This window comes from Paenarthrobacter histidinolovorans, assembly GCF_014647595.1.
Taxonomy (GTDB): Bacteria; Actinomycetota; Actinomycetes; order Actinomycetales; family Micrococcaceae; genus Arthrobacter; species Arthrobacter histidinolovorans.
Genome location: NZ_BMPM01000001.1, coordinates 260,691 through 284,174 on the forward strand (window position 1 = coordinate 260,691; position 23,484 = coordinate 284,174).

At 61.2% G+C, this 23,484-nt stretch carries 17 protein-coding genes; 4 read left to right on the top strand and 13 right to left on the bottom strand.

Annotated elements, in window-relative coordinates; all coding sequences use genetic code 11:
- Nucleotides 1-92: 92 nt before the first annotated feature.
- From IEY62_RS01205 to IEY62_RS01235, 7 genes are all read right to left on the bottom strand, one after another.
- Nucleotides 93-821 (bottom strand): ABC transporter ATP-binding protein, encoded by a 729-nt coding sequence (locus IEY62_RS01205; RefSeq protein WP_189013212.1) that lies wholly within the window; start codon nucleotides 819-821, stop codon nucleotides 93-95.
- Nucleotides 822-1,679: an ABC transporter permease gene (locus IEY62_RS01210; RefSeq protein ID WP_018776421.1), complete on the bottom strand. Its 858-nt coding sequence runs from the start codon at nucleotides 1,677-1,679 to the stop codon at nucleotides 822-824.
- Between the two features lie 2 nt (nucleotides 1,680-1,681).
- The gene (locus IEY62_RS01215) at nucleotides 1,682-3,691 is read right to left on the bottom strand and encodes a glycosyltransferase (protein WP_189013214.1); all 2,010 of its coding nucleotides are present in this window, start codon (nucleotides 3,689-3,691) and stop codon (nucleotides 1,682-1,684) included.
- Nucleotides 3,688-4,872, bottom strand: a complete 1,185-nt coding sequence (glf, locus tag IEY62_RS01220; RefSeq protein ID WP_189013216.1) for a UDP-galactopyranose mutase — start codon at nucleotides 4,870-4,872, stop codon at nucleotides 3,688-3,690. Before glf ends, IEY62_RS01215 begins: the two co-directional genes overlap by 4 nt.
- A gap of 185 nt (nucleotides 4,873-5,057) precedes the next feature.
- The gene (locus IEY62_RS01225) at nucleotides 5,058-6,044 is read right to left on the bottom strand and encodes a Gfo/Idh/MocA family protein (RefSeq protein WP_189013218.1); all 987 of its coding nucleotides are present in this window, start codon (nucleotides 6,042-6,044) and stop codon (nucleotides 5,058-5,060) included.
- Nucleotides 6,044-7,135: a DegT/DnrJ/EryC1/StrS family aminotransferase gene (locus IEY62_RS01230; RefSeq protein ID WP_189013220.1), complete on the bottom strand. Its 1,092-nt coding sequence runs from the start codon at nucleotides 7,133-7,135 to the stop codon at nucleotides 6,044-6,046. Before IEY62_RS01230 ends, IEY62_RS01225 begins: the two co-directional genes overlap by 1 nt.
- Nucleotides 7,132-7,749, bottom strand: coding sequence for an acyltransferase (locus IEY62_RS01235; RefSeq protein ID WP_404594044.1), 618 nt, complete (start codon nucleotides 7,747-7,749; stop codon nucleotides 7,132-7,134). Before IEY62_RS01235 ends, IEY62_RS01230 begins: the two co-directional genes overlap by 4 nt.
- A 224-nt stretch (nucleotides 7,750-7,973) precedes the next feature.
- On the opposite strand from IEY62_RS01235, the gene IEY62_RS01240 reads away from it, so the two are divergent.
- Complete coding sequence (locus IEY62_RS01240) at nucleotides 7,974-12,137, top strand: FtsK/SpoIIIE domain-containing protein (protein ID WP_229784980.1); 4,164 nt, start codon at nucleotides 7,974-7,976, stop codon at nucleotides 12,135-12,137.
- Nucleotides 12,138-12,167: 30 nt separating this feature from the next.
- Here the strand turns inward: IEY62_RS01240 and IEY62_RS01245 are convergent, their stop codons facing one another.
- On the bottom strand, nucleotides 12,168-12,656 hold the full coding sequence (locus IEY62_RS01245) for a hypothetical protein (RefSeq protein WP_189013225.1): 489 nt from the start codon (nucleotides 12,654-12,656) through the stop codon (nucleotides 12,168-12,170).
- A 238-nt stretch (nucleotides 12,657-12,894) separates the two neighbouring features.
- Between IEY62_RS01245 and IEY62_RS01250 the strand changes: the two genes are divergently transcribed.
- Complete coding sequence (locus tag IEY62_RS01250; RefSeq protein WP_003804966.1) at nucleotides 12,895-13,143, top strand: WhiB family transcriptional regulator; 249 nt, start codon at nucleotides 12,895-12,897, stop codon at nucleotides 13,141-13,143.
- A gap of 75 nt (nucleotides 13,144-13,218) precedes the next feature.
- Here the strand turns inward: IEY62_RS01250 and IEY62_RS01255 are convergent, their stop codons facing one another.
- Genes IEY62_RS01255 through IEY62_RS01270 form a run of 4 tightly spaced genes read right to left on the bottom strand, consistent with a single transcriptional unit; the run spans nucleotide 13,219 to nucleotide 21,584 of the window.
- The gene (locus IEY62_RS01255; protein WP_189013227.1) at nucleotides 13,219-14,688 is read right to left on the bottom strand and encodes a sensor histidine kinase; all 1,470 of its coding nucleotides are present in this window, start codon (nucleotides 14,686-14,688) and stop codon (nucleotides 13,219-13,221) included.
- A gap of 30 nt (nucleotides 14,689-14,718) precedes the next feature.
- Nucleotides 14,719-19,575, bottom strand: a complete 4,857-nt coding sequence (locus tag IEY62_RS01260) for an NAD-glutamate dehydrogenase (RefSeq protein ID WP_189013229.1) — start codon at nucleotides 19,573-19,575, stop codon at nucleotides 14,719-14,721.
- Between the two features lie 57 nt (nucleotides 19,576-19,632).
- Nucleotides 19,633-20,943: an AAA family ATPase gene (locus IEY62_RS01265; protein WP_189013231.1), complete on the bottom strand. Its 1,311-nt coding sequence runs from the start codon at nucleotides 20,941-20,943 to the stop codon at nucleotides 19,633-19,635.
- On the bottom strand, nucleotides 20,940-21,584 hold the full coding sequence (locus tag IEY62_RS01270) for an SAF domain-containing protein (RefSeq protein WP_189013233.1): 645 nt from the start codon (nucleotides 21,582-21,584) through the stop codon (nucleotides 20,940-20,942). The genes IEY62_RS01265 and IEY62_RS01270 overlap by 4 nt, the downstream gene beginning before the upstream one ends.
- Before the next feature lie 156 nt (nucleotides 21,585-21,740).
- On the opposite strand from IEY62_RS01270, the gene IEY62_RS01275 reads away from it, so the two are divergent.
- The gene (locus IEY62_RS01275) at nucleotides 21,741-21,977 is read left to right on the top strand and encodes a helix-turn-helix domain-containing protein (protein WP_189014360.1); all 237 of its coding nucleotides are present in this window, start codon (nucleotides 21,741-21,743) and stop codon (nucleotides 21,975-21,977) included.
- Here the strand turns inward: IEY62_RS01275 and IEY62_RS01280 are convergent.
- Nucleotides 21,974-22,546, bottom strand: coding sequence for a hypothetical protein (locus IEY62_RS01280; RefSeq protein WP_189013234.1), 573 nt, complete (start codon nucleotides 22,544-22,546; stop codon nucleotides 21,974-21,976). The two genes, IEY62_RS01275 and IEY62_RS01280, sit on opposite strands and share 4 nt — an antisense overlap.
- A gap of 151 nt (nucleotides 22,547-22,697) precedes the next feature.
- Between IEY62_RS01280 and IEY62_RS01285 the strand changes: the two genes are divergently transcribed.
- Nucleotides 22,698-23,444, top strand: coding sequence for a LysM peptidoglycan-binding domain-containing protein (locus IEY62_RS01285; RefSeq protein ID WP_189013235.1), 747 nt, complete (start codon nucleotides 22,698-22,700; stop codon nucleotides 23,442-23,444).
- Nucleotides 23,445-23,484: the final 40 nt, after the last annotated feature.

Genomic DNA, 23,484 nt, shown 5'->3' on the forward strand with positions numbered 1-23,484 from the left:
AAAGGCCACCGTTCCTCTGCGAAACAGAGGCACGGTGGCCTTTCTTTGATGGCATCGAGACCCGATGACCGGGAGTTCGCTGCCTCAGAACATCAGTGCTCGCGAAGCCAGGCCACTGCTTCCTCGGCGGGCCCTTCGAACTGCACGGTGCCGGATGAAAGCACCACTCCCCTGTCGCAGATCCTGGAGATCATGTCGAGGTCGTGGCTGACTACAACCAGAGTCCGGCCCTCGTCTGAAAGCTGCTTGATCTTGGCGAGGCACTTCTTCTGGAAGGGCTCGTCGCCGACGGCGAGAATCTCGTCCACCAGGAAGATGTCCGGCTGGGTGTGGACCGCGACGGCAAAAGCCAGACGCAGGAACATACCGGAAGAATAGAACTTCACCTCGGTGTCGATGAACTGCTCGATCTCGGAGAAGGCGACGATGTCCTCAAACTTCTCGTTGATCTCCTGTTCCGTCATGCCAAGGATTGCGGCGTTCAGGAACACGTTCTCCCTCCCGGACAGGTCCGGGTGGAAGCCCGCACCCACCTCGATGAGCCCCGCTACGCGACCTTTCGTGCGGACTGTCCCCTTGTCGGGAAGGATAACGCCGGAAATCAGCTTCAGGAGGGTGGACTTACCCGAACCATTGAAGCCCAGAAGGGCCACAGTCTCCCCTGGCTGGATTTCAAAGCTCACGTCGTGGAGGGCGTCGAACTTTCTGGTGAGATCGCCCCGCCGTCCCTTAACCAGCCAAACCAACGTCTCCTTCAAGGAGTGCGAATGGCGCAGATTGAACGTTTTCTTGAGGTCCTTGACGATTACGGCAGCACCCATTTAGACCTCCTGCGCAAAGTGGCCCTCGAGCCGTCGGAACACGAGCTGGCCGATGATAAGGAACAATGCAGCCATCCCGAGACCGAGCAGTCCAGTCCACATCAGATGCGGAGGGAGTTCAACGGGTCGGTTGACTGTTGGATACCAGAAGGCCCAGTGGAACAATTCCACGGCTACAGTGATCGGGTTCAGTTGATAAATCACCAATACCCATTCCGGGGCCAGACGCCGGATCATGGTCCAGTCGTAAAGAACGGGTGAGGTCCAGGTGACGATCATCATCAGCATGTCGACGATGTTCTCGGCATCCCTGAAGAAAACGTTTATGGCACCGGCCAGCAACCCAAGACCCGTCGCCGTGACAGCCACAATGACGAAGCCCAATGCTGCCCCGATGAGCTGCAGGATGTCCGGATGCCAGCCTGTGAGCAGGGCTGCTGCGAGCAGGACCACCAGCTGCGGCAGGAAATGGACAGCGGCCACCCACACTGAAGCAACCGGGAACAACTCACGCGGCAGGTAGATCTTCTTTACCAACGCAGCGTTGGAGACGATGGAACGCGTGGCATTCGAGAAAGCTTCTGAAAAGAAGTTAATGACGATGACGCCGGAGAACATGTACAGCGCGTAGTTGGGGATCTGATCCCCCACCCGCAGCACGATGCCCAAAGCAAAGAACAGCACCACGTACTGGACCAGCGGCTTGACGTAAGACCACGCCAGTCCCAGGACCGAGCCCCGGTAACGGACGCGGAGTTCCTTGCGGACGATCAACTTGAGGAGGTACCGGCGTCGATAGACGTCGAGCAGACCAGCACCTACCCCTGGAACAGCATATGTATCAGTGGAAGTGGCCATTGCTACTTGTTAGGCTCCGATGCTTCGAACGTTTCCCGCCAGGATTCCATGGAGGTAATCTCCGGAAGGGCGTCGCGGTACTGCGCGCGAAGGGTCTCCCAGTTGGAGAATAGCTGTGCATGGAGCTTGGCCGACTCAACCACCAACTGGCGGGCCATTTTGGGGTCCCTCAGGTGCCAGGAGGCTCCCGTGCCGTCAGCGTTCGAAACCACGGCACTGTCGAGGTGGGCCAGGCTCCACCATTTTCCATCCTGGTGCGCCACTTGGGCTTCCGGGTTGGCCTTGGCTGTGTCACGGACGGGAGCCAGCGTCTGCTTCAGGACGGTTTTCACTGCCCATGGCAGCAAACCGAGCGCACCGGGCTGCTTGTAGGACTGGGGCTTCTTGGGCGGGCGCTTAAGGAAAACTTCCGGGAAGGCCGCAGGGTCGGTCTTGACCTGGGAGTCGGGGAACTCTTCACGCATGGCCCGAAGCTTCGGCATGGTGGTGGGCAGCTGCTTGTGGAGCTCACCGGGACCGGCGAGAACGTCCCGCAGGGCCATGACGCGGGCCTGCTCCGGGTAGTACTGCATCGACACCAAGTGCTTGATGTCCGTGTTCAGGCTCTCGCGGAGGATCCGTCCGCCCTTGGGGAACGGGGAGTGCAGCAGCGTAGCGATGAGCCGGTTGCGCTCATGGTAGTAGGCCTGCCAGTCGACGGAATCGTCTTTGTCTGCCCATGAGACGTGCCATACCGCTGCGCCCGGAAGTGTCACGGTCGGGAAGCCGGCCGCCCTGGCACGGAGCGAGTATTCGGCGTCGTCCCACTTGATGAACACCGGCAGGGAGAGCCCGATGGTCTCGACCACGGCCTTGGGGATGAGGCACATCCACCAACCGTTGTAGTCGGCATCCCAGCGGCGGTGCAGCTGGGGCGTGGATCGCAGGCCTGCCTGGGAGAAGTCATGATTGCCCAGACCTTCAACGGGTCCCCAAAGGAACCTGTAGAAGTTGACCACCTCTGAGTAGGCATGAAGGACGGACTTGTTGTACATGTCAAACATGTGTCCGCCAACGATGGTCGGTTTGCGGCAGAGATCGGCGAACGCCACTGCGCGCATCACGCCCTCTGTCTCAAGCTCAATGTCGTCGTCGAGCAGCATGACGTAGTCGCTCTTGTCGGAAACGAGCATCTCGTACATGTTGCGCGCGAAACCACCCGAACCGCCCAGGTTGCCCTGGTTGATGATCCTGAGCTGGTCTCCCATGGATTCAGCGACAGCGTCAAAGCCGTCCTCGTCGGCGACCTTCTTGTTTCCTTGGTCGACGATGATCAGTTCGGCAAGAATTTCCCGAAGACCGGCGTCTGCGTCAATCGCCTTAATGGTTTCGAGGCAGTAATCCGCTCGGTTGAAGGTGGTGACGCCCAAGGTCACACGCCCTTGGGCGCGACCCTCATCCGGAACGGCCCAGTGAGCGCTCTTAAGGGTCATGCCGTCGCCGCCGGCGATCAGGTCAAACCAGTACCAACCGCCGTCGCCGAACGGGGCGAGCGTCAGTTCGAAGTCGTTCGAGGCGGAACCTTCGACCAACACGGAATCCACACGCTGGGACGCACCTCGGGCGTTGGAGCGGTAGACAATGATTGTTCCTTCGCCCTCGGTTTCGAGGTGAAGGACAGTCTTTGTGGCAATGGTCCATTTGCGCCAGTAGCTGGCCGGGAAAGCGTTGAAGTAAGAACCGAAGGAAAGACGCTCGCCACGGCGGACCTGGACGGAACCACGGTCGAGGATGTCTTCCGGGTGCAGCTGCCGGGTCATGCCTACGGCCTGCACATCGGAGCTTCCCCGGCCACTCCGTTGTACTGTGCTTGTGTCCGGGTCTACATAAAGAGGGAGGGTGTCGAGGTCGCGGTTCGCCGGGAAAATGACACGCTGGACAATCCGCAGGTTCTGTTCAGTCGAACCGGGGGCGTTCACGTCGGTGGAAGCCGTCATGGCAGTCTCCTGGCTTTCGTTTGTTGTGGTGGTCACGCGTCCACTCCCCCACTTTCAAGCTTGGCGCCGCCGGTGAAGTGCGGCTTGATCTTGTTGTCGTACATGGACAATGCTGAGCCGATCGCCATGTGCATGTCGAGGTACTTGTAAGTTCCGAGGCGGCCACCGAAAAGAACGGATTTCTCGCCCTTGGCAAGATCGCGGTAGGCCAGCAGCTTCTGGCGATCGTCGGAAGTGTTGACCGGGTAGTACGGCTCGTCGCCCTTCTCCGCAAAACGCGAGAACTCCCGCATGATGACCGTCGCGTCCTTGGTGTAGTCGCGCTCCGGGTGGAAGTGACGGAATTCGTGGATACGCGTGTACTTTTCCCCGGCATCCGGGTAGTTCATCACTGCGCAACCCTGGAAGTCCTCAATGGGCAGGACCTCTTCTTCAAGGTCGATGGTGCGCCAGGAGAGGTCACCTTCTGCGTAGTCAAAGTAGCGGTCCACGGGGCCCGTGTAGATGACCGGCACCTGTCCAAGCACGGAAGACCGGCCGAACTCGCCGTCGTCGAAGAAGTCCGTGTTGAGGACAACCTCGATGTTGGGGTGGTCCGCCATCCGCTCGATCCAGGCCGTGTATCCGTCTACCGGCAGCCCTTCGTACGTGTCGTTGAAGTAGCGGTTGTCGTAGTTGTAACGAACCGGAAGCCGGGAAATGATCTCGGCGGGCAGGTCCTTGGGGTCCGTCTGCCACTGTTTGCCCGTGTAGTGCTTGATGAATGCTTCATAGAGCGGGCGTCCGATCAGCTGGATACCCTTGTCATTCAGGTTCTGCGGATCAGTACCGGCGAGTTCACCGGCCTGCTCGGCGATAAGTGCCTTCGCTTCGGTGGGGCTCATGGCCGAGCGGAAGAACTGGTTGATGGTGCCCAGGTTGATGGGCATCGGATACACCTCGCCTTTATGGCTGGTGTAAACCTTGTGCTGGTAGTTCGTGAAGGTGGTGAACCGGTTCACGTACTCCCAGACGCGTTCGTTGGACGTGTGGAAGAGGTGGGCTCCGTAGCGGTGCACCTCAATTCCAGTCTGCGCTTCGTTCTCGCTGTAGGCGTTTCCACCAATGTGGTGGCGGCGATCAAGCACCGCAACCTTCAGCCCCAACTCGGTAGCGGCGCGTTCTGCAATGGTCAGGCCAAAGAAACCCGAGCCGACGACGACGAGATCAGCGTTCACAAACTCTCCTGTGTATTGGCGTGCGGGCACAAAAATGCCCACGTCTACTGGTCAAGGCTACCCGACGTTACGATCGAATCCCGATTCGGGAGCGCGCGGAAGGAGGCCGACGATTGACCGGAAAAACGAACGGGAGGCGTGGCCTCCGCCAGCCTCCCGTTCAAATGTGCAAAAATCCAGCCGCGCTACAGCGCGACGACCGCGCCCGTTTCGGCTGATTTGAGGACCGCCTCAGCAACGCGCAGGGTCTCAAGGCCTTCGGCCATTGTGACAATGTTCATGGACTTGCCCAGGACAGCGTCACGGAAAGCCTCATGCTCCATCTTCAGTGGTTCACGCTTGGCCAAGGCAAAACGGGTTGATGATCCCTCGGAGACACCGCGGAATGCCGCGATGGAATCCCAGTCAGTCTGGAAGGTCCCGTTCTCGACAAACGTCAGGTCCGCGGAAATCGTGTCGGCGATGTAGGCGCCACGCTCACCGAGGACGACCGTCGTGCGTTCCTTCATGGGGGAAAGCCAGTTGACGATGTGGTTGGTTACTACGCCGTCCTTGAGGTGCCCGATCGCAGTGACCATGTCCTCGTGCTCACGACCGCTCCTGGAAGTGGTGTGTGCAACGACGTTGACGAAGTTGCTCTGGGCCAACCATGCCGTGAGGTCGATGTCGTGGGTAGCAAGGTCCTTGACCACGCCAACATCGGCAATCCGGGACGGGAAGGGGCCTTGGCGTCGGGTAGAGATCTGGTAGACCTCACCAAGGTCGCCATTGGCAAGCCGTTCACGGAGGCTCTGCAGGGAGGGGTTGAAGCGTTCGATGTGCCCCACGGCGCCGATCAGGCCCTTGGAATCAAAGGCCTCAGCAATCTGGCGACCGGAAAGGGAGTCGTTGGCAATCGGCTTTTCCACCAGGCAGTGCACGCCGGCCTCAGCCAGCTGCAGGGCAACTTCTTCGTGAAGGATCGTCGGCACGGCGGCAACCGCCATGTCGATGCCCTGTTCGATGAGTTGCTCGACGGAATTGCAAACCTCCAGGCCACTGGCAACGTTGTGGGGGTCTCCAAAAGAATCAGCGACGGCGACAAGGTCAACACCCTCAAGCTCGCGGATAACGCGTGCGTGGTGACGACCCATCATTCCAAGCCCGATGAGGCCAGCGCGCAGATTTGCCACTAGCTACCTGCCTTTGCAACGGCGTTGACAGCAGCGACGATCCTGTCGAGATCATCCTGGCTGAGCGAGGGGTGCACAGGCAGGGACAGCACAGTTGCTGCGGCTTCTTCGGTGACCGGCAGGTCATCGGAGGTCTGGAACGGAGCGAGGCGGTGGTTGGGGATCGGGTAGTAGACACCGCAACCGACGTTGTACTCCTCGCGCAAAGCCTTGGCGAAACCATCACGGTCTTCGGCGATCCGGATGGTGTACTGGTGGTAAACGTGCTCGTAGCCTTCAACCACCTTCGGAGTGACGACACCTTCGATGTTTGCATCGAAGAACGCAGCATTCTCCTGGCGGGTCTTGGTCCAGCCTTCGACCTTGGTCAACTGCACGCGACCAATGGCTGCGTGGATGTTGGTCATGCGGGCATTGAAGCCAACCAATTCATTTTCATACTGGCGCTCCATGCCTTGGTTGCGGAGCAACCGAAGCCGGCGTTCGACGTCGGCCAAACCGGTGCTGACCATGCCGCCTTCGCCGGAGGTCATGTTCTTCGTGGGGTACAAGCTGAACATGGCGAAGTCGCCGAAAGTACCCACCTTGCGGCCGTTGACAGCTGCGCCGTGCGCCTGGGCGGCGTCCTCAAAGACCTTCACTCCATGCTTGGCAGCGACAGCCCCGATTCCGTCCACGTCAAAAGGGTGGCCGTAGAGGTGAACGGGCATGATGGCGGCCGTTCGGTCAGTGATTTTCGACTCGACGGAAGCGGGATCCAGCGTGTAGTGGTTGATGTCCACGTCTGCGAAGACAGGGGTAGCGCCCGTCAAAGCCACGGAGTTGGCCGTGGCAGCAAAGGTAAATGAGGGCACAATGACTTCGTCGCCCGGGCCGATGCCCGCAGCCAAAAGGCCGAGGTGCAATCCGGAGGTTCCGGAGTTGACGGCTACAGCTGCCCTGCCGTCAAGGAGGACCTGCGAGAATTCCTGTTCAAAGGACGCGACCTCCGAACCCTGTGCAAGCTGGCCGGAGGCCAGAACAGCCTCTACTGCCTTGCGCTCGTCATCACCGATGATGGGCTTGGCGGGGGGAATGAATTCGGGGCTCATGCCTCTACCTCTCGAAGGGTCTCGTTCTGTTCAACATATGTGGCGCCGGTTTCCGGGCATACCCAGTTGTCACCGCTACGCTGCAGCGGGAAGCCGGCCTTGCCGACCCAACCATGGCGCTTGGCCGGAACTCCGACCATCAAAGCAAAATCAGGGACGTCCTTGGCCACAACAGCACCTGCTGCCACAGTGGCCCACCGTCCAATGGTGACGGGTGCGACACAAACTGCACGGGCGCCGATGGATGCGCCCTCACGAATGGTGACCCCGACGGGCTCCCAGTCATGGGCGCTCTTCAGCGTTCCATCCGGGGCGACTGCCCGGGGGTAAGTGTCATTCGTCAGGACTACGGCCGGTCCAATAAAGACGCCGGCCTCCAGTTCCGCGGGCTCGTAGACAAGCGCATAGTTCTGAACTTTGCAGTTGTCCCCCATCTTGACTCCGGTGCCGATGTAGGCACCTCGTCCGACGATGCAATTGACGCCTAACTCGGCCTGCTCGCGGACTTGGGCCAGATGCCAAATCTTTGATCCATCACCAATTACCGCCTTGTCTGAAACATCGGCGCTCTCCGCAACCACTATCACCGGTGAAGGTCCTTCCTCATTGAGCACACGCGACAACGAGTCTCATCTTAGCTGAGACACCAAGCAGCGGCGTCAAGGCGGCATTTGTCCGTTCAAGCCCAAAGTTGTCCACATACACCCGATGGGGTGCTGCGGTTTGCCCGTGTGCCCCATAACGATGGTGGTACGCGCAAAGGGAGGGCGGGGCAATGATGTTGGAGTGCACACTGGTTCGGAGTCCCACTGCGCGCACGTCAGCGGATCCGGAGGAATTGACCATCACAGTACCGGCAGGCACGTCCGGCGCCCACGTGGAGTCCATGCTCGAGGCCGTCCGGAACACCGGGCAGCTTTCAGTAGCGGGCCAGCGTCTCGCCGTCCTGACTGTGGGCGTGCCTCCTCTTGTGTCGGGCGCTGTGCTCGTGGACGGTGCCACGCCGCCGGCCGGGACATCGCCCGCGCCGTTGCCTCTGATGTTGCTCACCCATACCGGCCCTGGTGCAGGCTCTGTCTACCGGATTCCGCGTGGGCAACACCACATCGGTCGGGGAGCTGCCGGTATCTCGCTACCCGACCCCGGAATGTCCAGGGAACATGCCCTGCTGGATGTCTCGGGGGAACGCTTGGAAGCAGCCACCGTTGCTGCAGCGAACCCCATCCATGTGGACGGTCGGCCCGTCCGCCGGGCCTTGATCACATCCCACTCCACCGTCCGTTGCGGGCATACAACTTTCAGCGTCGCACCGGACAACGAGAGCTTTCCCGCCCTCGCAGCGGATGCGGGTCGTTCGGTCAAGGAACCAATCGAGGTGCCCCGCGCAAAGAACCACGGGAGCCGTGCCACCATCGCGTTTACCGCAGGTTTGCCTCTGCTTGCTGGGGTCGGTCTCGCAGCGGCTACCGGGATGTGGATGTACTTGGGGTTCTCTGCAATATCCGCCCTTGGCTTGGTTCTCCCATTGATTCTTGGAAGGGGAGGACGGCAGGAATACCGCCGTGCGCTTGATCACGCGGTGGGCGAAGACATTGCCCGACGCCGCCGTCGCTCGCCCTCTGCCGCTGAAATACTGGTGGCCAGCCACATTCCTTCGGTGGCCGGGGACGTTGGCGTTCGGGTTTTTGGGCCGGGCGGGAAATCGGGGACTCCCCCACCCGAATCCAATACAAGACCTGTCCCGGAGGACCACTCAGTATGGTTACGGCTGGGCACTGCCCAATCCTTCGCCAATATCCGTGTCGTACCCGATGACCCGCACTTCTCACCCCCACCAGTCGGCTGGTGCCCCGTCGCCATGGACCCTGGCCATCCGGGAGCGTCCATACAAGGCAGCCGGGAGCACGTGGCGGCCTTGCTTCGATTCATCGTCATGCAGCTTGCAAGTTTTCCTGGTTCGGCCTCAGCTCCCATCCTGTTGTTGGGGACAGTCGAAAACCTTCCCCTGAGTGCCCGGTTCCTCCCCCAGGTCACACTCGCTGCAGACACTGACGCGGCCATGGCTGCTTTGAAGACGCTGCGGCATGGCCGGCCGGGCACCGTCATTGTGATGGAGAGCCCTGCAAGTCAAGAGAATGACGCTCTTCTCCATTTCATCCAGGCTTCGCATCAAGCGCAGTGGCAAGTACTGCATTGCCACGCCAAAATTGCAGGGTCCCGGGGCGCCATCACCCTCGACCCTTCGGGCGTGGCTGCAACCTTCGAGTCGGGCGGCGAGCGCATCGACTTTGTACCCGACCTCGTTCCGGCAGCGGTTTTCGATCGCTTCTGCCGAATCGTGGCCGCAAGGCTGAGCACGCAAGAGCCCAGCAATCCTGGCGCTCTTCCAGACCGTTCCTCACTGGGGGCCCTGCTTCCTTGCGGCCAGCGACGGATCATCAGCAGGTGGCGCTCTGCCTCCGGGAAAAATGGCCTGACAGCTGTGTTGGGAGAAGGTCGGGGCGGACCCGTCACCTTCAACCTCAAGCTGGACGGTCCGCACCTTCTGGTTGCGGGCACGACAGGCTCTGGAAAGTCCGAACTGCTGAAAACTTTCGTCGCTTCCATCGCACTGAGCGCCCCACCGGAGCATGCGACCTTTCTGTTCTTCGATTTCAAGGGCGGCTCAGGGCTGGGTCCGCTAGCGGGTCTCCCGCACTGCGTTGGCATCCTGACGGATCTGGGCCGGGAGCATCTTAATCGGGCATTGGAGTCACTGCGTGGAGAAATCAGGCGCCGCGAGAAGCTGTTCGCGGCCAGCGGGGCGACGGATCTCGCGCAATACCAACGGATGGAGGGCTCCCAGGACTCGGGGCTCCCGCACTTGATCCTTGTCATCGATGAGTTCCGGATCCTCGTCGACGAGGATCCGGCCGCGCTCCACCAACTCATGCGGGTCGCGACCATCGGACGTTCCCTCGGGATCCATCTGGTCATGGCGACTCAGCGCCCCCAAGGGGCGTTGACCGCGGACATCCGGGCAAACGTGACGTCCAGTATTGCGCTTCGAGTGCAGTCGGAGATGGAGTCGGTAGACATCATTAATTCGAAAGCTGCTGCGTCCATTGGCGTTGATGTTCCAGGGCGGGCCTTCCTTGCCACGGCAGCGAAGGAGCCCGAAGAGTTCCAGGCAGCTTCCCTGGATGTTCCGCACTCCAGTCGCGCGTTGACCAGGTCCGAAGAATCGTCCCCGGAAAGCGGCGTGCTCGACCTGGTTATCCGGTCTGCTGCCCAAGCACTCCGCGAACCCTTCGGCAGTCAGGACGTCGGCAGTCAGGACGTCGACGGTTCTGGCCGCACATCGCTGGCCAATACGGGCGCCGGGCGTTTGGTCTCCATTGTCAATGAAGCTTGGCGGCACCTGGGCACCCCTTCTCCCCGAAGCCCCATCGCAGCACCCTTGCCACAGTCCATCTCTTGGGATGACGAACTCCCGCCTGGGACTGAACTTCACGGGAGGCATGAACCTGATCAAGGACCATGGCGGGTGGGACCTGTGGCTCTGCTCGACAGGCCTGCGCAGCAACGGGTTGAGGGCCTTAATTGGATGCCCGCCGTCCATGGACACCTGGCATTGATTGGCACTGCTTCAGGTGGCATGCAGGAGAGTTTCCGGGCCATCGCCGCAATGCTGGCCACCCAGGCGCCCCAGCCATGCCTCTACATTCTGGACGCGAACCGCCTGCTGGGTCAGCTGGAGACGCATCAAGGAATTGCGGCCTTCGCCGGTGCCGATCAAGTGGGCTTCGCGGCACGGATCCTGACCCGGTTGGCCGCTGAAATGGAGCGGCGGCGTGCCCTGGGTGGCGTCGAGGGGAGCTATTCGCCGCTGGTGCTGATGGTGGCTGGCTGGTGCTCCTGGTCAACGGCCTTCCGAGGCGGCCCTCACGAGTGGGCGGAGAGCATTCTGCACGACATCGTCAGGGACGGAGGCCCCATGGGCATCGTAGTGCTGATTTCCGGTGAACGGGAACTGGTCAGTTCCCGCCTGATTGCCTCGATCCCGAATCGCGCCTATTTCCCTTTGGGGACAACAGACGAGTCCAGGTTCCACTGGCCCCGTCTTCCCGCCTTGGAACCCGTTCGAGGGCGGGCTGCCGTGATGGGAAACGTCGTCGAAGGTCAAACGTCCACAGCACAGTTCAGGGAGCCGCCCCTAGCCGGGATCTGGCCGTTTGGGGATCTGGCTACGGCCGAACCGCCATTTCGTTTGCGGCGTCTCCCCCACCTGCTGACACGCGAGGACTTCCTTAGCCGCATGGCAGCACGGTCCACGTCAAGGTCTGAGTCGGGTCCAGCACTCCAGCCGCTTGGGGACCCCGCCCCCGCAACAGCCTCGTCGGGCAACGCGTCCAAGATCTCCTTGGTATCGGCCGCTGGAACGGCGGATGGCAGGCGGCGGCCAGAGCCCCTTTGGATCGGCGTTGCTGGTGACGAGGCGCTGCCCGCTGCCCTCCCCCTCCGGGACAAGGGAGTCAGCCTTGTCCTGGGCGGGCCTGGTTCCGGCAAGAGCACCCTTCTTGGGTCGTTGGTGTGCTTGAACCCGGAGACCCCGTGGCTCTATCCGCCGGATGCAGCATCTGCGGCAACGTTCTGGACTTCAACCGCGGCAGAGGCCGGTGCGGGAAAGCTGGATCCCGGAAGTGTGCTCCTGGTGGACGACGCAGACTCCCTCGACGCCCAGGGCCGCCAGGCCCTCAGTGACTTGCAAGGGCGTGTCGCCGGCATCGTACTGACAGCAACGTTTGGCCCTGCCCTGCACCAACTTCCTCTGGCCAGGCACGTTCAAGCGGCCGGCATGGGGTTGGTTCTGGCACCTTCAAAACAGCACGATGGCGAGCTTCTGGGCGTTCGGCTGCAACCCGACCCCGCGTGGCGCGCCGGCCGCGGTTTTATTGTCGACCGCGGAGTCGCTACCACCTGCCAGACCGTGCTCTCTTCCGGCTTTCCTCCGCGCGCCTGACAGCACGCGAAGCGCCTTACGAGCGACCGGCTAGAGAACGTCTCCGGATCCACCTGTACGCGATGCGTAAGAGATGACATCTTTCTGGAAGAGGAAGATGATGGCGGCCAGCGCCGGGAGGATCATGGCCAGCCCTTGGAACGCGAGTCCGCCGGTCATGGTTGGAAAGCCTATGGTGAGGACAAATAGCTGGGCCACCAGCGCGGCCGCGCGGGTCCACCTGTACCCGCGGAACAGGAAATGTCCCACCGCGAACAGCCACGTTGAGAAGGCCAGCAGAAGGACCAGCGTAAAGACCGCTCCCCAAAAAGTCAGCACCGGAGCGCCACTCAGAAGCTCGAAGCCATACCAGGCCGCGGCCGCCAGCAAGGCAGCTGCTTCGAGCACGACGACGATGGAAATGATCAGAATCCCGCGGGGACGAACGGTTCCGGAGCTACTACGGGCCTGTCGGCCGGAATCGTTGTTTCCGTCGTGGCCGGGGTGAGGTTGGGCGGGGTCTACAGGAGGTCTTGACACACTGGCACACTACCGGAGATAGTCATCTAGCAGTGAGGGCACTGGCGGCTGATGTGATGCATCGCTCACGGATTCCGAGCATTTCGACCACTAACACCCCTTGTTTACAAGGCGTTAACATGAAACGCTTGACTCAGACGACCAAGGGGGCCCATGCGGGCCCCTTTCCTTTGGAGCCTCTCGTGAATGTTTTCACAAAAGGCCCTTCTAGTTCTCACGAATGGAGTGACTGATCAGCATGGATTGGCGTAATCGCGCAGCCTGCCTCGACAAGGACCCGGAGCTCTTCTTCCCAGTCGGCAACACGGGACCAGCACTTCTCCAGATCGAGGAAGCCAAGAGCGTCTGCCGTCGCTGCCCCGTGGTGGACACATGCCTTCAGTGGGCCTTGGAGTCCGGCCAGGACGCAGGCGTTTGGGGCGGAATGAGTGAAGACGAACGGCGTGCACTCAAGCGTCGCGCAGCTCGCGCACGTCGCGCCTCCTAGTTTCGAGGACAGTGAAAGGCCGCGGACCGAATGGTCCGCGGCCTTTCTGTTTATTGCAGGCAGAACATAAGGGCCTCAAGCCCGTGCGAGGTTGAGGACAATCTCCACGGCTGTGCCGCCGCCCTCCCTTGGGCTCCACTGGATACTGCCGCCGAGCTCGCTGGTGACCAGGGTACGGACAATCTGCAAGCCCAAACCCTCGGTGTACTGGCCATCCGGCAGCCCAACGCCGTCGTCGGCAATGGTTACAGTCAGGAACTCATCCTTGCCGTCGCCTTCGGCCCGGTCAGCCACCAGCCACACAGTCCCGGTCCGGCCTTCCAGTCCATGCTCGACAGCATTGGTGACAAGCTCGTTGATGACAAGCGCCAGAGGGGTCGCAAAATCGCTGGGCAGCTCCCCGAACAACCCGGACCGCTCAGTTCTCACTTGCTGGGAAGGCGAGGCCACTTCGGCCGACAGCCGGAATTGCCGCCCAATCAACTCATCGAAGTCAACGCTCTGCGTCAGACCTTGGGACAGAGTTTCATGCACCAGTGCGATCGTGGCTACTCGCCGCATCGCTTGTTCGAGGCCCTGCTTGGCTTCATCGCTGACCATGCGCCTTGACTGCATGCGCAGGAGGGCAGCCACAGTCTGCAGGTTGTTTTTGACCCTGTGGTGGATTTCCCGGATCGTGGCGTCCTTGGTGACAAGCTCCATTTCCCGGCGCCTGAGCTCGGAAACATCGCGACACAGCACAAGGGCACCGAAGCGATGTTGTTCGTCGCGCAACGGGATAGCACGCAGGGAAAGGCTGACGCCCCTGGATTCAATTTCACTTCGCCACGGCATGCGGCCCGTGACCACCAAGGGCAGTGTCTCGTCGACCATTCGCCGGTCCTTCAGCAGGCCCGCAGTCACTTCGGCCAACGAACGGCCTTCCAACGACTCGACTTCGCCGAGCCTGCGGAATGCCGAGACACCGTTGGGACTTGCGTATTGGACGATTCCGTCAGCGTCGAGCCGGATCAATCCGTCGCCGACCCTCGGCGCCCCTCGGCGCGAGCCCGTCGGGGAAGCGAAGTCCGGCCACAGCCCGAGAGTGCCCATGCGAAGGAGGTCGTAGGCACACTGACGATACGTCAGTTCCAGCCGCGAAGGCATACGGGAGCTGGAGAGGTCCATGTGCGAGGTCACGACGGCGAGTGTTCTTCCGTTGCGGACCATGGGAACCGCTTCAACACGGAGGGCCATCTCACTGCTCCAGCTGGTTTCGCTTGAACGCTCGATGGCCCTGCTGTTCCATGCCTTCTCCACCAAGGGCCGGAGATCCGAGCGGATGCCCTCACCCACGAAGTCCGCGTGGAACACCGTATGCGATGTTGACGGACGGACGTGGGCGAGGGCAATGTAGCCAAACTCGGGGTGCGGGAACCACAGAGCAAGGTCAGCGAAAGCCAAGTCGGCGACCATTTGCCAGTCACCGACGAGGAGGTGCAGCCATTCGGCATCTCCAGGCCCGAAATCAGCGTGTTCCCTGATGGGGTCTGTAAAGATTGCCACTGCACCTCCATTTTCGACGCGGGGAAGTTCCTAGCGTCGGACGATTGACCTCAAGAGCCTTAATGCTACCGACAGTGAGGCCATGTCGTCGGCTTCGAGGGCGTTGACCTCATCAAACATGGTCTTCGCCCTGCCCAGTTGCTCGGCGTTCAGCCCTTCCCAGGCCTTCAGCCGTTCTTCTGCAGATGCATTGGGTTCGGTTGCTTCAAGGACCGACGTGGTCATATCTGCAACGGTCGAATACAGGTCATCCCGTAGAGCCGCCCGGGCAAGTGCCTGCCAACGGTCATCGCGCGGAAGGGAGCTGATGCGTTCGAGCAATGAGTCCACATGGAAGCGGTTGAACACCGTGTAGTAAACGTGTGCCACATGTTCCACGGTGTCGTTGCCGGTCTGGGCAATCCTGGCGATGTCCAGCAGGGCGTAGCTTTCGAAGAGCTCCGCCCACCTGCGGGCAAGGTGTTCCGGGAGATCCCAGCTCAGCGCCTTATCGAGCCAACCATTGATGCGGACCTTGTCCTCGCCGCGCAGGTAATCCAGAAGCTTGGCGCGCAAAGGTTCCATCATCGGCTTGAACGCATCCACGACGCTGGCAATCGGCTGGGACGCCATTCCCTGTCCCAGGATCCAACGGACTGCCCGGTCGAGCAGACGGCGGATGTCCAGATGGACTTCGCTCCAGTGCTCAGTGGGGAACGACGCCGGCAGCGCATTCAGCTCGGCCACCATGGGGTCGAGGTCGTATATTTCGCGCAAGGCTACAAATGCCTTGGCCACTGCGACTTCGTTGGCGGACGTTTCTTCGATGGCCCTGAACGCAAAGGTGATGCCGCCCAGGTTGATGATGTCGTTAGCCACCACGGTTGCGATGATCTCGCGCCGCAGCGGGTGGGTGTCCAGGTCGGCGTCGAACTTCTCGCGCAACTGCTTCGGGAAGTAGTTGCGGATGGTGTCCGAGAACCAGGGGTCATCAGCCAGGTTGCTTTCACGCAACGCAGTACCCAGCTCAATCTTCGCGTAAGCCGCGAGGACCGCGAGCTCCGGTGACGTCAGGCCCTGGCCCTGTTCCAATCGGGCACGAAGAGTGTCCGTGGTCGGCAACGCTTCAAGGTCTCGCTTGAGGTCGGCGGATTTCTCCAGCCAGTCCATAAGTCGTTCATAACTTGGACTCCAGTCGGCCACCCGCGTCCGGTCATTGAGCAGCAGGATGTTTTGATCGATGTTGTCCTGAAGCACAAGCCTTCCGACTTCATCGGTCATGTCGGCGAGGAAGGCGGCCCTTTCAGTTTCTTGGAGCTTGCCGGCGGCTACCATCCGGTCCACGAAGATCTTGATGTTGACCTCGTGGTCCGAGCAATCGACGCCTGCTGAGTTGTCGATCGCATCCGTATTAAGGATGACGCCCTGCAACGCGGCTTCAATGCGTCCGCGCTGCGTCAACCCGAGGTTTCCGCCCTCGCCGACAACCTTGACCCGCAGGTCACGCCCGTCCACACGAATGGAATCGTTGGCCTTATCGCCGACTGCTGCGTGGGTTTCCGTGCTCGCCTTGACGTAGGTTCCGATGCCGCCGTTGTAGAGAAGGTCGGCCGGTGCCAGCAGGATTGCGCGGAGCAGTTCAGGCGGGCTGAGTTGGATTGTTCCTTCGGGCAAGCCCAAGGACTTCCGCACCTGTTCGGAGACCGGAATTGTCTTTGCCTGGCGCGCATACACACCGCCGCCCTCGCTGATGAGTGCACGGTCGTAATCGTCCCAGGAAGAACGGGGCAGCTCAAACAACCGCTGCCGCTCAGCAAAGGATGCTGCTGCATCAGGTGTGGGATCAAGGAAGATATGGCGGTGGTCGAAGGCCGCCACCAGACGGATGTGGCGCGAAAGCAGCATGCCGTTACCAAAAACGTCACCTGACATATCGCCAACGCCAACTACAGTGAACTCTTCGGTCTGGGTGTCGAGATCAAGCTCGCTGAAGTGACGCTTGACCGACTCCCAGGCTCCGCGGGCCGTGATGCCCATGGCCTTGTGGTCGTAGCCCACCGAACCACCGGAAGCGAAGGCGTCGCCCAGCCAAAAGCCATACTCAGCCGCGAGGCCGTTTGCGGTGTCAGAGAAAGTAGCTGTGCCCTTATCGGCCGCCACCACCAGGTAGGAATCGTCGCCGTCGTGACGAACAACGTCCGACGGCGGGACGAGCCTTTCGCCGTCGGCCGAGGTCACGAGGTTGTCCGTAATATCCAGCAAGCCCCTGATGAAAGTCTTGTAGCTTTCGATACCCTCGGCCATCCACGCGGCGCGGTCCACTGCAGGGTTGGGCAGTTTCTTCGCGAAGAACCCGCCCTTGGCGCCCGTCGGGACGATAACGGCGTTCTTGACGGTCTGTGCTTTGACCAGCCCAAGAATCTCGGTCCGGAAATCCTCCCTGCGGTCCGACCAGCGGAGACCGCCGCGGGCCACCTTGCCAAAGCGCAGGTGCACCCCTTCCACGCGCGGGGAGTAAACCCAGATTTCGAACATGGGACGGGGGAAGGGCAGTCCCTCAATGGACGTCGGGTCCAGCTTGAAGCTGAGGTAGTCCTTGTTCTGGAAGTAGTTGGTTCGCAGCGTGGACTCAATGAGGTTGATGAAGGTCCGCAGCACACGGTCGGCGTCCAGGGTGGCAACCTGCTCCACCGACTCAGCGAGGGAAGCCCGCGCTGTGTCCTGGCGTTCGTCCCGCGCATCAGCGGCCACTGAAGGATCGAACCGTGCCGAGAAGAGTTCAATGAGTCCGCGCGCAACGTCCGGGTTTCCCAGCAGGGTATCGGCGATGAAGCCGAAGGAGTTGGTGTTTCCCATTTGGCGCATGTACTTGGCGTAGGCCCTCAACACCACTACCTGACGCCAGTGCATTCCTTCGCGGAGCACCAGGCGATCGAAATTGTCTGATTCCACCGCGCCGGTGACCGCAGCACCGAAGGACTCGGCCAAAAGGCTGCCGGTGGCCAGGGGGTTTACTCCTGTGGGGTACTTAAGGCCCAGGTCGTAGAGGAAGAAGTCACGATGATCAGCCGTTTCGATCTCGAATGGCCGCTCGTCCAGTACTTCCAGGCCAAGGTTGTGGAAGTAGGGAAGGATCTGGCTCAGGCTCTTGGGCTCCATCAGGTAGAGCTTGACCCGGGCGTCCTCCTCCAAGGCCTCGCCCGCGCCCTCGGGAAGGTAGACGTGGACGCCGGGCTTCACGTTCCGTGTTGCTTCGCCGGCCCGCTCCGCCTGTGCACCATATTTCTCAAAGCGTTCGATGTCCTGCAGTGCGTCTTCGACCTCATAGTCCACGCGGTAGCCAGCGGGAAACGCCTCGGCCCAGAGAGCGGCCAGGGCGTCTGCGCTTTCGGAAGGGTGGTGCTCGCGAAGCACCTCCGTGATGCCCTCGCTCCAGGACCTGGAGGCCCTCATCAAGCGGTGCTCGAGTTCCTGGACGTTCACTTCCGCCAGCTCAGCGGTGCGGGGCAACCGAATCCGGAAGAACACACGGGCAAGCGCCGATTCGGTAATCCGTGCCTCGTAGTCGATGGTCTCGGCCTGGAACGTCTCACGGAGTTCCTGCTCAATCCGGAGCCGAACGCTTGTGGTGTAGCGGTCGCGGGGCAGGTAGACAACGGCGGACATGAAGCGGCCGTAGATATCGGGCCGCAGGAACAGCTTCGTCCTGCGGCGCTCCTGCAGGCGCTGGATCCCCGTGGCAGTTGCCGCAAGATCCGCTATCTCAATCTGGAAGAGTTCGTCCCTGGGGTAGGTCTCAAGGATGCCCAGGAGGTCCTTGCCGGAGTGCGAGTCAATCGGGAATCCGGCATTCCTCAGTACTGCGTCAACTTTGTCCCGGACGATTGGAATGCTGCGAACGGAACCGGTGTAGGCGCTGGTGGCGAACAGCCCGATGAACCGGCGTTCACCGTTGACGTTGCCTTGAGCGTCAAAGCTCTTGACGCCAATGTAATCGAGGTAGGCGGGGCGGTGGACCGTGGAGCGCGAGTTTGCCTTGGTAATGACGAGGGCGCGCTTCTCCCTTGCCCGCTTGCGGCCCGCATCGGTCAGGTGTTGTACCTGTCGGGTGGTGTCTCCCGCGCGGAGAAGCCCCAGACCACTGTCTTCACGAAGCTGCAGGACGTCCTCGCCGTCTTCGTCGACGAGGTCGTATTCACGGTATCCCAGGAAGGTGAAGTTGCCGTTGTCCAGCCACCGCAGAAGGTCCTGCGCCTGCCGTAGCTCAGCAACTTGTTCAGGATGGGATACTCCCCCGAGCGCTTCGGCCAGTTCCAGCGCCTTGCTGCGCATTTTCGGCCAGTCCTCGACGGCGGCCCGCACGTCGCCCAGGACGCGATGCAGGCCTTCGATGAGTTGCTCGCGGGCATCATCGCTGACTCGGTCAATTTCGACGGCGATCCACGACTCCATGTGCGAGGCGTTGTCACCATCACCGAGAAGGTGGGCGATGCTGGGCAGCGCAGCGGTGTCGCCACTGGAAATACCCACAGTGGATGGAACCCGCGAAACGCTCCCCATTTCGCCGGAAACCCGGTCACGGGTCACCACGAACAATGGGTGCATGACCATACGGATGGCGCAGTTTTGGCGGACGAGCTCTGCATTCACGGAGTCGACGAGGAAAGGCATGTCATCCGTGACGATATAAACAACGTTACGGTCCGATTCGCTGCCGATTTCCACCACGGCGTTTCCCGGGCGGCGCGACTGGGCGACCGCCTTGTGCTTGGTGGCCCGGGAGATCAACAGTTCCGGGGAATATGCCTGTGCATCCTCCTCCGCGAGGTGCTCGTAGTAGTCACCGAAGAATCCTTCACGGACAACTGTTGCATCGGACCGATCCTCCACGCTGGATCCTGACGACATCGACAAACGCCTCCATCACAAGTTTATTGCTGCGACTCTGCAGCCCACATGCCGAGCCTAGCGCTTAAGGCGCTTCGCGGCTCTGGTACTTCGTCCAAAGGATTTGCGCTTTTGCTGGACAGGAGCACATACGAGGCTCGCAATGGCCAGCCTAAGGTCTGAATCCGCTGCACATTCCAAAAGCACGGATCCTGTGAGCAACGCGGTATCGCAAGCGACCGGATCCGAGGGGAGGTAAGCGTCGATGCCCGTACCGGGACCGTATCGGTTCCAGGCATCCTCCAGTTGCTGGCGAGGGGCATGTCCCACTGCTGATCGCTTCACCTTGTTCAGCACAACTCGTGGAGACACTTGCGGAATCGCCACGGCCAACTCAGCCAAACCCCGCACCAACCGTGGCACGCCAATGGCATCCGCCGACCCCACGGCGAAAACAACATCGGCCAGTTCCAGGCTGCGAAGGGTTGCTGCGTTGCGCCTGGGAGCCAAAGTATCGAAGCTAAGTTCCTCGTCGGATTCAAGGCAAAAGCCCGCGTCGACCACCACGATGTCGGCCAGCTGCCTGGCTCTCTCCAAAACCCGGGTCAGAGCCCCGGCCCTTAGTTCGGTCCAACGATCCGCCCGTGTGGTCCCGGTCAAGACGCGAAAAGAACCAGCCTTGGTGAAGACGCGGCTGGCGGTACCTTCCAGAGCATTGGCATCGAGCAGGCCCTGGTCGGCGAGTCGGCACGCTTGGGCCAAACCAGCCGACTCGTCCAGCAGACCCAGCATCGCCGACACACTGGCCCCATAGCTGTCCGCGTCCACGAGGATGACCGACTGGCCGTCTGCAGCCAACTCCGCCGCCATGTTTACAGCAAGCAAAGTCCTGCCCGGAGCCCCTGTTGGTCCCCACACTGCGAAGATGCGCCCCTTCCCACTGGCCTCTTCTTCATTCCCGACCGGCAGCGGCAGCACGAGAGGTTCGACACCCGGATCCGCGAACCCTCCGCCGAAACCGCTGTCGGCCCGACCATAGTGGCTGGCACGTGCCACTGCCTGGGAAATCTCGTCAGCGAGTGCTTGGGGTTCAATATCCAAAGATGCGGCGACTACTCCGATGGAGCGAAGCCGGGTGGCTTCCTCCAAGCTATCGGTCAGGGCCACGATAGAGACGCCGACTGCCGCAAGCCTGTCCACCAACGTCGTGGTGAGTTCCCCGCAACCTTCACCAACTATGGCCGCCAGCGCCAAGCCGCTTTGACAGGCAGCCATCAGTTCAGCGAGTTCAGAACAGCGACGAACAACCGTCACGGGGCCGTGCAGGCGCTCGAGCCCTTCGACAACGGCTTCCTGGGCGGCGCCAACGGTAACGACGGGAATACTCATAGGACCCGGCCCGCCGGGTTCCAAACCACGGAAACTTTGGCTTTGTTGGCCTGGGCACCGAGCAGTTTCGGCATTAGCTGGTCCGTGACCAGCACGAGCACCGTGGTGGTCTTTGACGCACCCAATGTGGCAGAGCCAGGAACGATCCGGGCAATCTCAGCGCCTGGTAGCAGAAGTTGCGGTTCATCATAGGCTGCACCCGATCCAGGCATGGCCACCCAGACATCCACCCGCGACCCGGCTCCCGCCTGGTCCGGCAACTCCCCGTCCATGGCGATGGCCACAGGCTTTCTGTCCAGCGCGTCAGCCGTGCCGAGGCTTTCACGGGGCAGCAGCTGGTTCTTGGCCACCCGCTGCAGGGCGACCTTCCCGGCGTCCAGGCCATCCTGAACCGTGATGTAGCCTTCTTCAACCTCATCCAAACGGACCTTGACGACGGAAAGGTCATCAGTGGTTACCGCCTGGCCGACAGCGATTTCTTCCCGGGCGGCGTAAACCTGCGTCGTTTTGTCAGCACTTCCAACCAGGGCAACTACTCCCGCCACGGACAGGAGCACCAGCAGGACACCTATCAGCAGCCGGGGATCCTTCCACGACGGCTTGCTGATTCGTGCGGCGGCAAACGTTGCACTTGGACCCATGGTCTACTCCCCAGGAATGTGTTGAGAGGCATGGTCGGCGGACCTGCCTCCCCATTCTTACCGGCGGTCGATATTCAACCCAAAGCCTTTGGGTCCAAATGGGCCGAAACTGTGGATAACTACACCAAACGCCGGTATGAATGGCAAAATGGAGCCATGCCCCGATTCCTGACATTGGCCGATGTCGCAGAACAGCTCCAGATAAATTCACCGCAGGCGTACGCCCTCGTCCGAAGCGGAGAGCTCAAAGCAATCCAAGTGGGCGGGCGCGGACAATGGCGCATCGAAGAAACAATGCTCGAACAGTACATTCAGGACCGATACGCCGAAGCCAGCCGAATGATAGAAGAAGCCAAATCCAAGTCAGGCCAGGCGGGCGGCCGAAGCACCTAGAGCTCCGGGCCGCTGATTGAGCTGAGCGCCACGAGCGAGCCGAAAGGGACAGTGACAACACTGGCCACCTGTCCGGCCCGCCGGACTTCGCCGTCCTGCACTACAGCGACATCGAAGTGATCCCGACCCACCCGGTCGATGACACCGCTCAATTCAAGGCCCCCGTTGGCGAACGTCCCTAGATGGACAACGACTGACGCCCGGTCCCTGGCCAATGCCCTCAGTGCGGTGGCCATACCCAGCGGACGCTGGAGCCGCGGGGTGGCCTGCTGCGCCAACCGCCCCAGCCCCTGATAACTGAGGACCGAAGGGAAGGGAATCAGCCACTGCCGGATGCCCTCGGTCAGGACCAGCCACTCACTTCCCACATGGGTAATGGCCCCGAGGAGCGTGGCACCGCCGGAGAGCACCACCTTGACCCTTGCGGCACCCACGGCACGTAATCGATCGGCCAGTTGGATCGCCGCCAGCTCCACTCTGGCGCGTTCGGTGATCTCCGCTTCCCTCTCCAGGGCGCGTTCAGCCAAAAATTGTGCTTCCAAATCGTTGAAAAGAGAGTCCCATCTCATGTGGTCAGACTAGGCTGCATTACGGAACGAAAACCAATCCCCGCCCGTCCGGGCAGAACCGCGATTGGACATGCATGCAAAAGTGTGCCAAGAATGGACCAGATTCATCAAACTGTATCTAATTGCATCAAACGAAGCTTGGGGGCTTTGAATGGCACGATCCTTGCGTAGCGACACCGGACTCGCTGCGGCGATCCTGGGGCTGGGACTCCTTCTGGCCCTGACAGGCAACATCCTGTCGGGCCAGTGGCAGAGCGCCCAGCGACATCATCAGAATTTTTCCTTTGACCTGTTGGCTGGATTTGCCGCCAGCGTTACAGGAACAGCGATAGTTGCCTGGTGGGTGCTAACCCTGGTGATGGCATTTCTCGCCGCCCTCCTCCACAGGGTGGGCGCCAGCAAAGGCGCCACTGTCGTCTCCAAGTTCAGTCCCCCGTTCATGGTCAGGCTTGCAATAGCCGTACTGGGCATGAACCTCTTCGGCGGTGGCCTGGCTCAGGCTAGCGTTCCACCGACGCCGGAGTGGATTCCAACCTCCTCGCACGCCAGCACAGTCCCCTCGGCCCTGTCTCCTGCGGCCACGGGTGGAGCTGACAGCAGCAACGCAACGACCACCACGCCCGATCCGAGCTGGCGCCCCCGGCCACCCGTGGTTGGTCCAGGGCTGCTCAGCCAGCCGGGATCCCGCGGTGCGGCAGGCGGAACAGGGAACGCCGTGGAGGTAAAGGCCGGGGACTCGCTTTGGTCCATAGCCGCGTCGAGGCTGGCACCGTTTTCGACTGACGTGGATATTGCGGCAGCTTGGCCAAAATGGTACGCCGCGAACCGCTCCGTTATAGGTGATAACCCGGCTGTGCTGCTTCCGGGCCAAATCCTTCAACCTCCCGGTCCTGCATAGAGGCAGAAGCCTCACCCTGACTCAAAACAACAGCCGCCTA

What these genes read in the sequence shown, in the direction of transcription:
- IEY62_RS01250 (WP_003804966.1), top strand. Translation starts at nt 12,895, where the DNA reads ATGGATTGGCGTAATCGCGCAGCCTGCCTCGACAAGGACCCGGAGCTC.
- IEY62_RS01285 (WP_189013235.1), top strand. Translation starts at nt 22,698, where the DNA reads ATGGCACGATCCTTGCGTAGCGACACCGGACTCGCTGCGGCGATCCTG.
- IEY62_RS01210 (WP_018776421.1), bottom strand. Translation starts at nt 1,679, where the DNA reads ATGGCCACTTCCACTGATACATATGCTGTTCCAGGGGTAGGTGCTGGT.
- IEY62_RS01260 (WP_189013229.1), bottom strand. Translation starts at nt 19,575, where the DNA reads ATGTCGTCAGGATCCAGCGTGGAGGATCGGTCCGATGCAACAGTTGTC.
- IEY62_RS01270 (WP_189013233.1), bottom strand. Translation starts at nt 21,584, where the DNA reads ATGGGTCCAAGTGCAACGTTTGCCGCCGCACGAATCAGCAAGCCGTCG.
- IEY62_RS01280 (WP_189013234.1), bottom strand. Translation starts at nt 22,546, where the DNA reads ATGAGATGGGACTCTCTTTTCAACGATTTGGAAGCACAATTTTTGGCT.
- IEY62_RS01265 (WP_189013231.1), bottom strand. Translation starts at nt 20,943, where the DNA reads ATGAGTATTCCCGTCGTTACCGTTGGCGCCGCCCAGGAAGCCGTTGTC.
- IEY62_RS01230 (WP_189013220.1), bottom strand. Translation starts at nt 7,135, where the DNA reads ATGAGCCCCGAATTCATTCCCCCCGCCAAGCCCATCATCGGTGATGAC.
- IEY62_RS01205 (WP_189013212.1), bottom strand. Translation starts at nt 821, where the DNA reads ATGGGTGCTGCCGTAATCGTCAAGGACCTCAAGAAAACGTTCAATCTG.
- IEY62_RS01275 (WP_189014360.1), top strand. Translation starts at nt 21,741, where the DNA reads ATGCCCCGATTCCTGACATTGGCCGATGTCGCAGAACAGCTCCAGATA.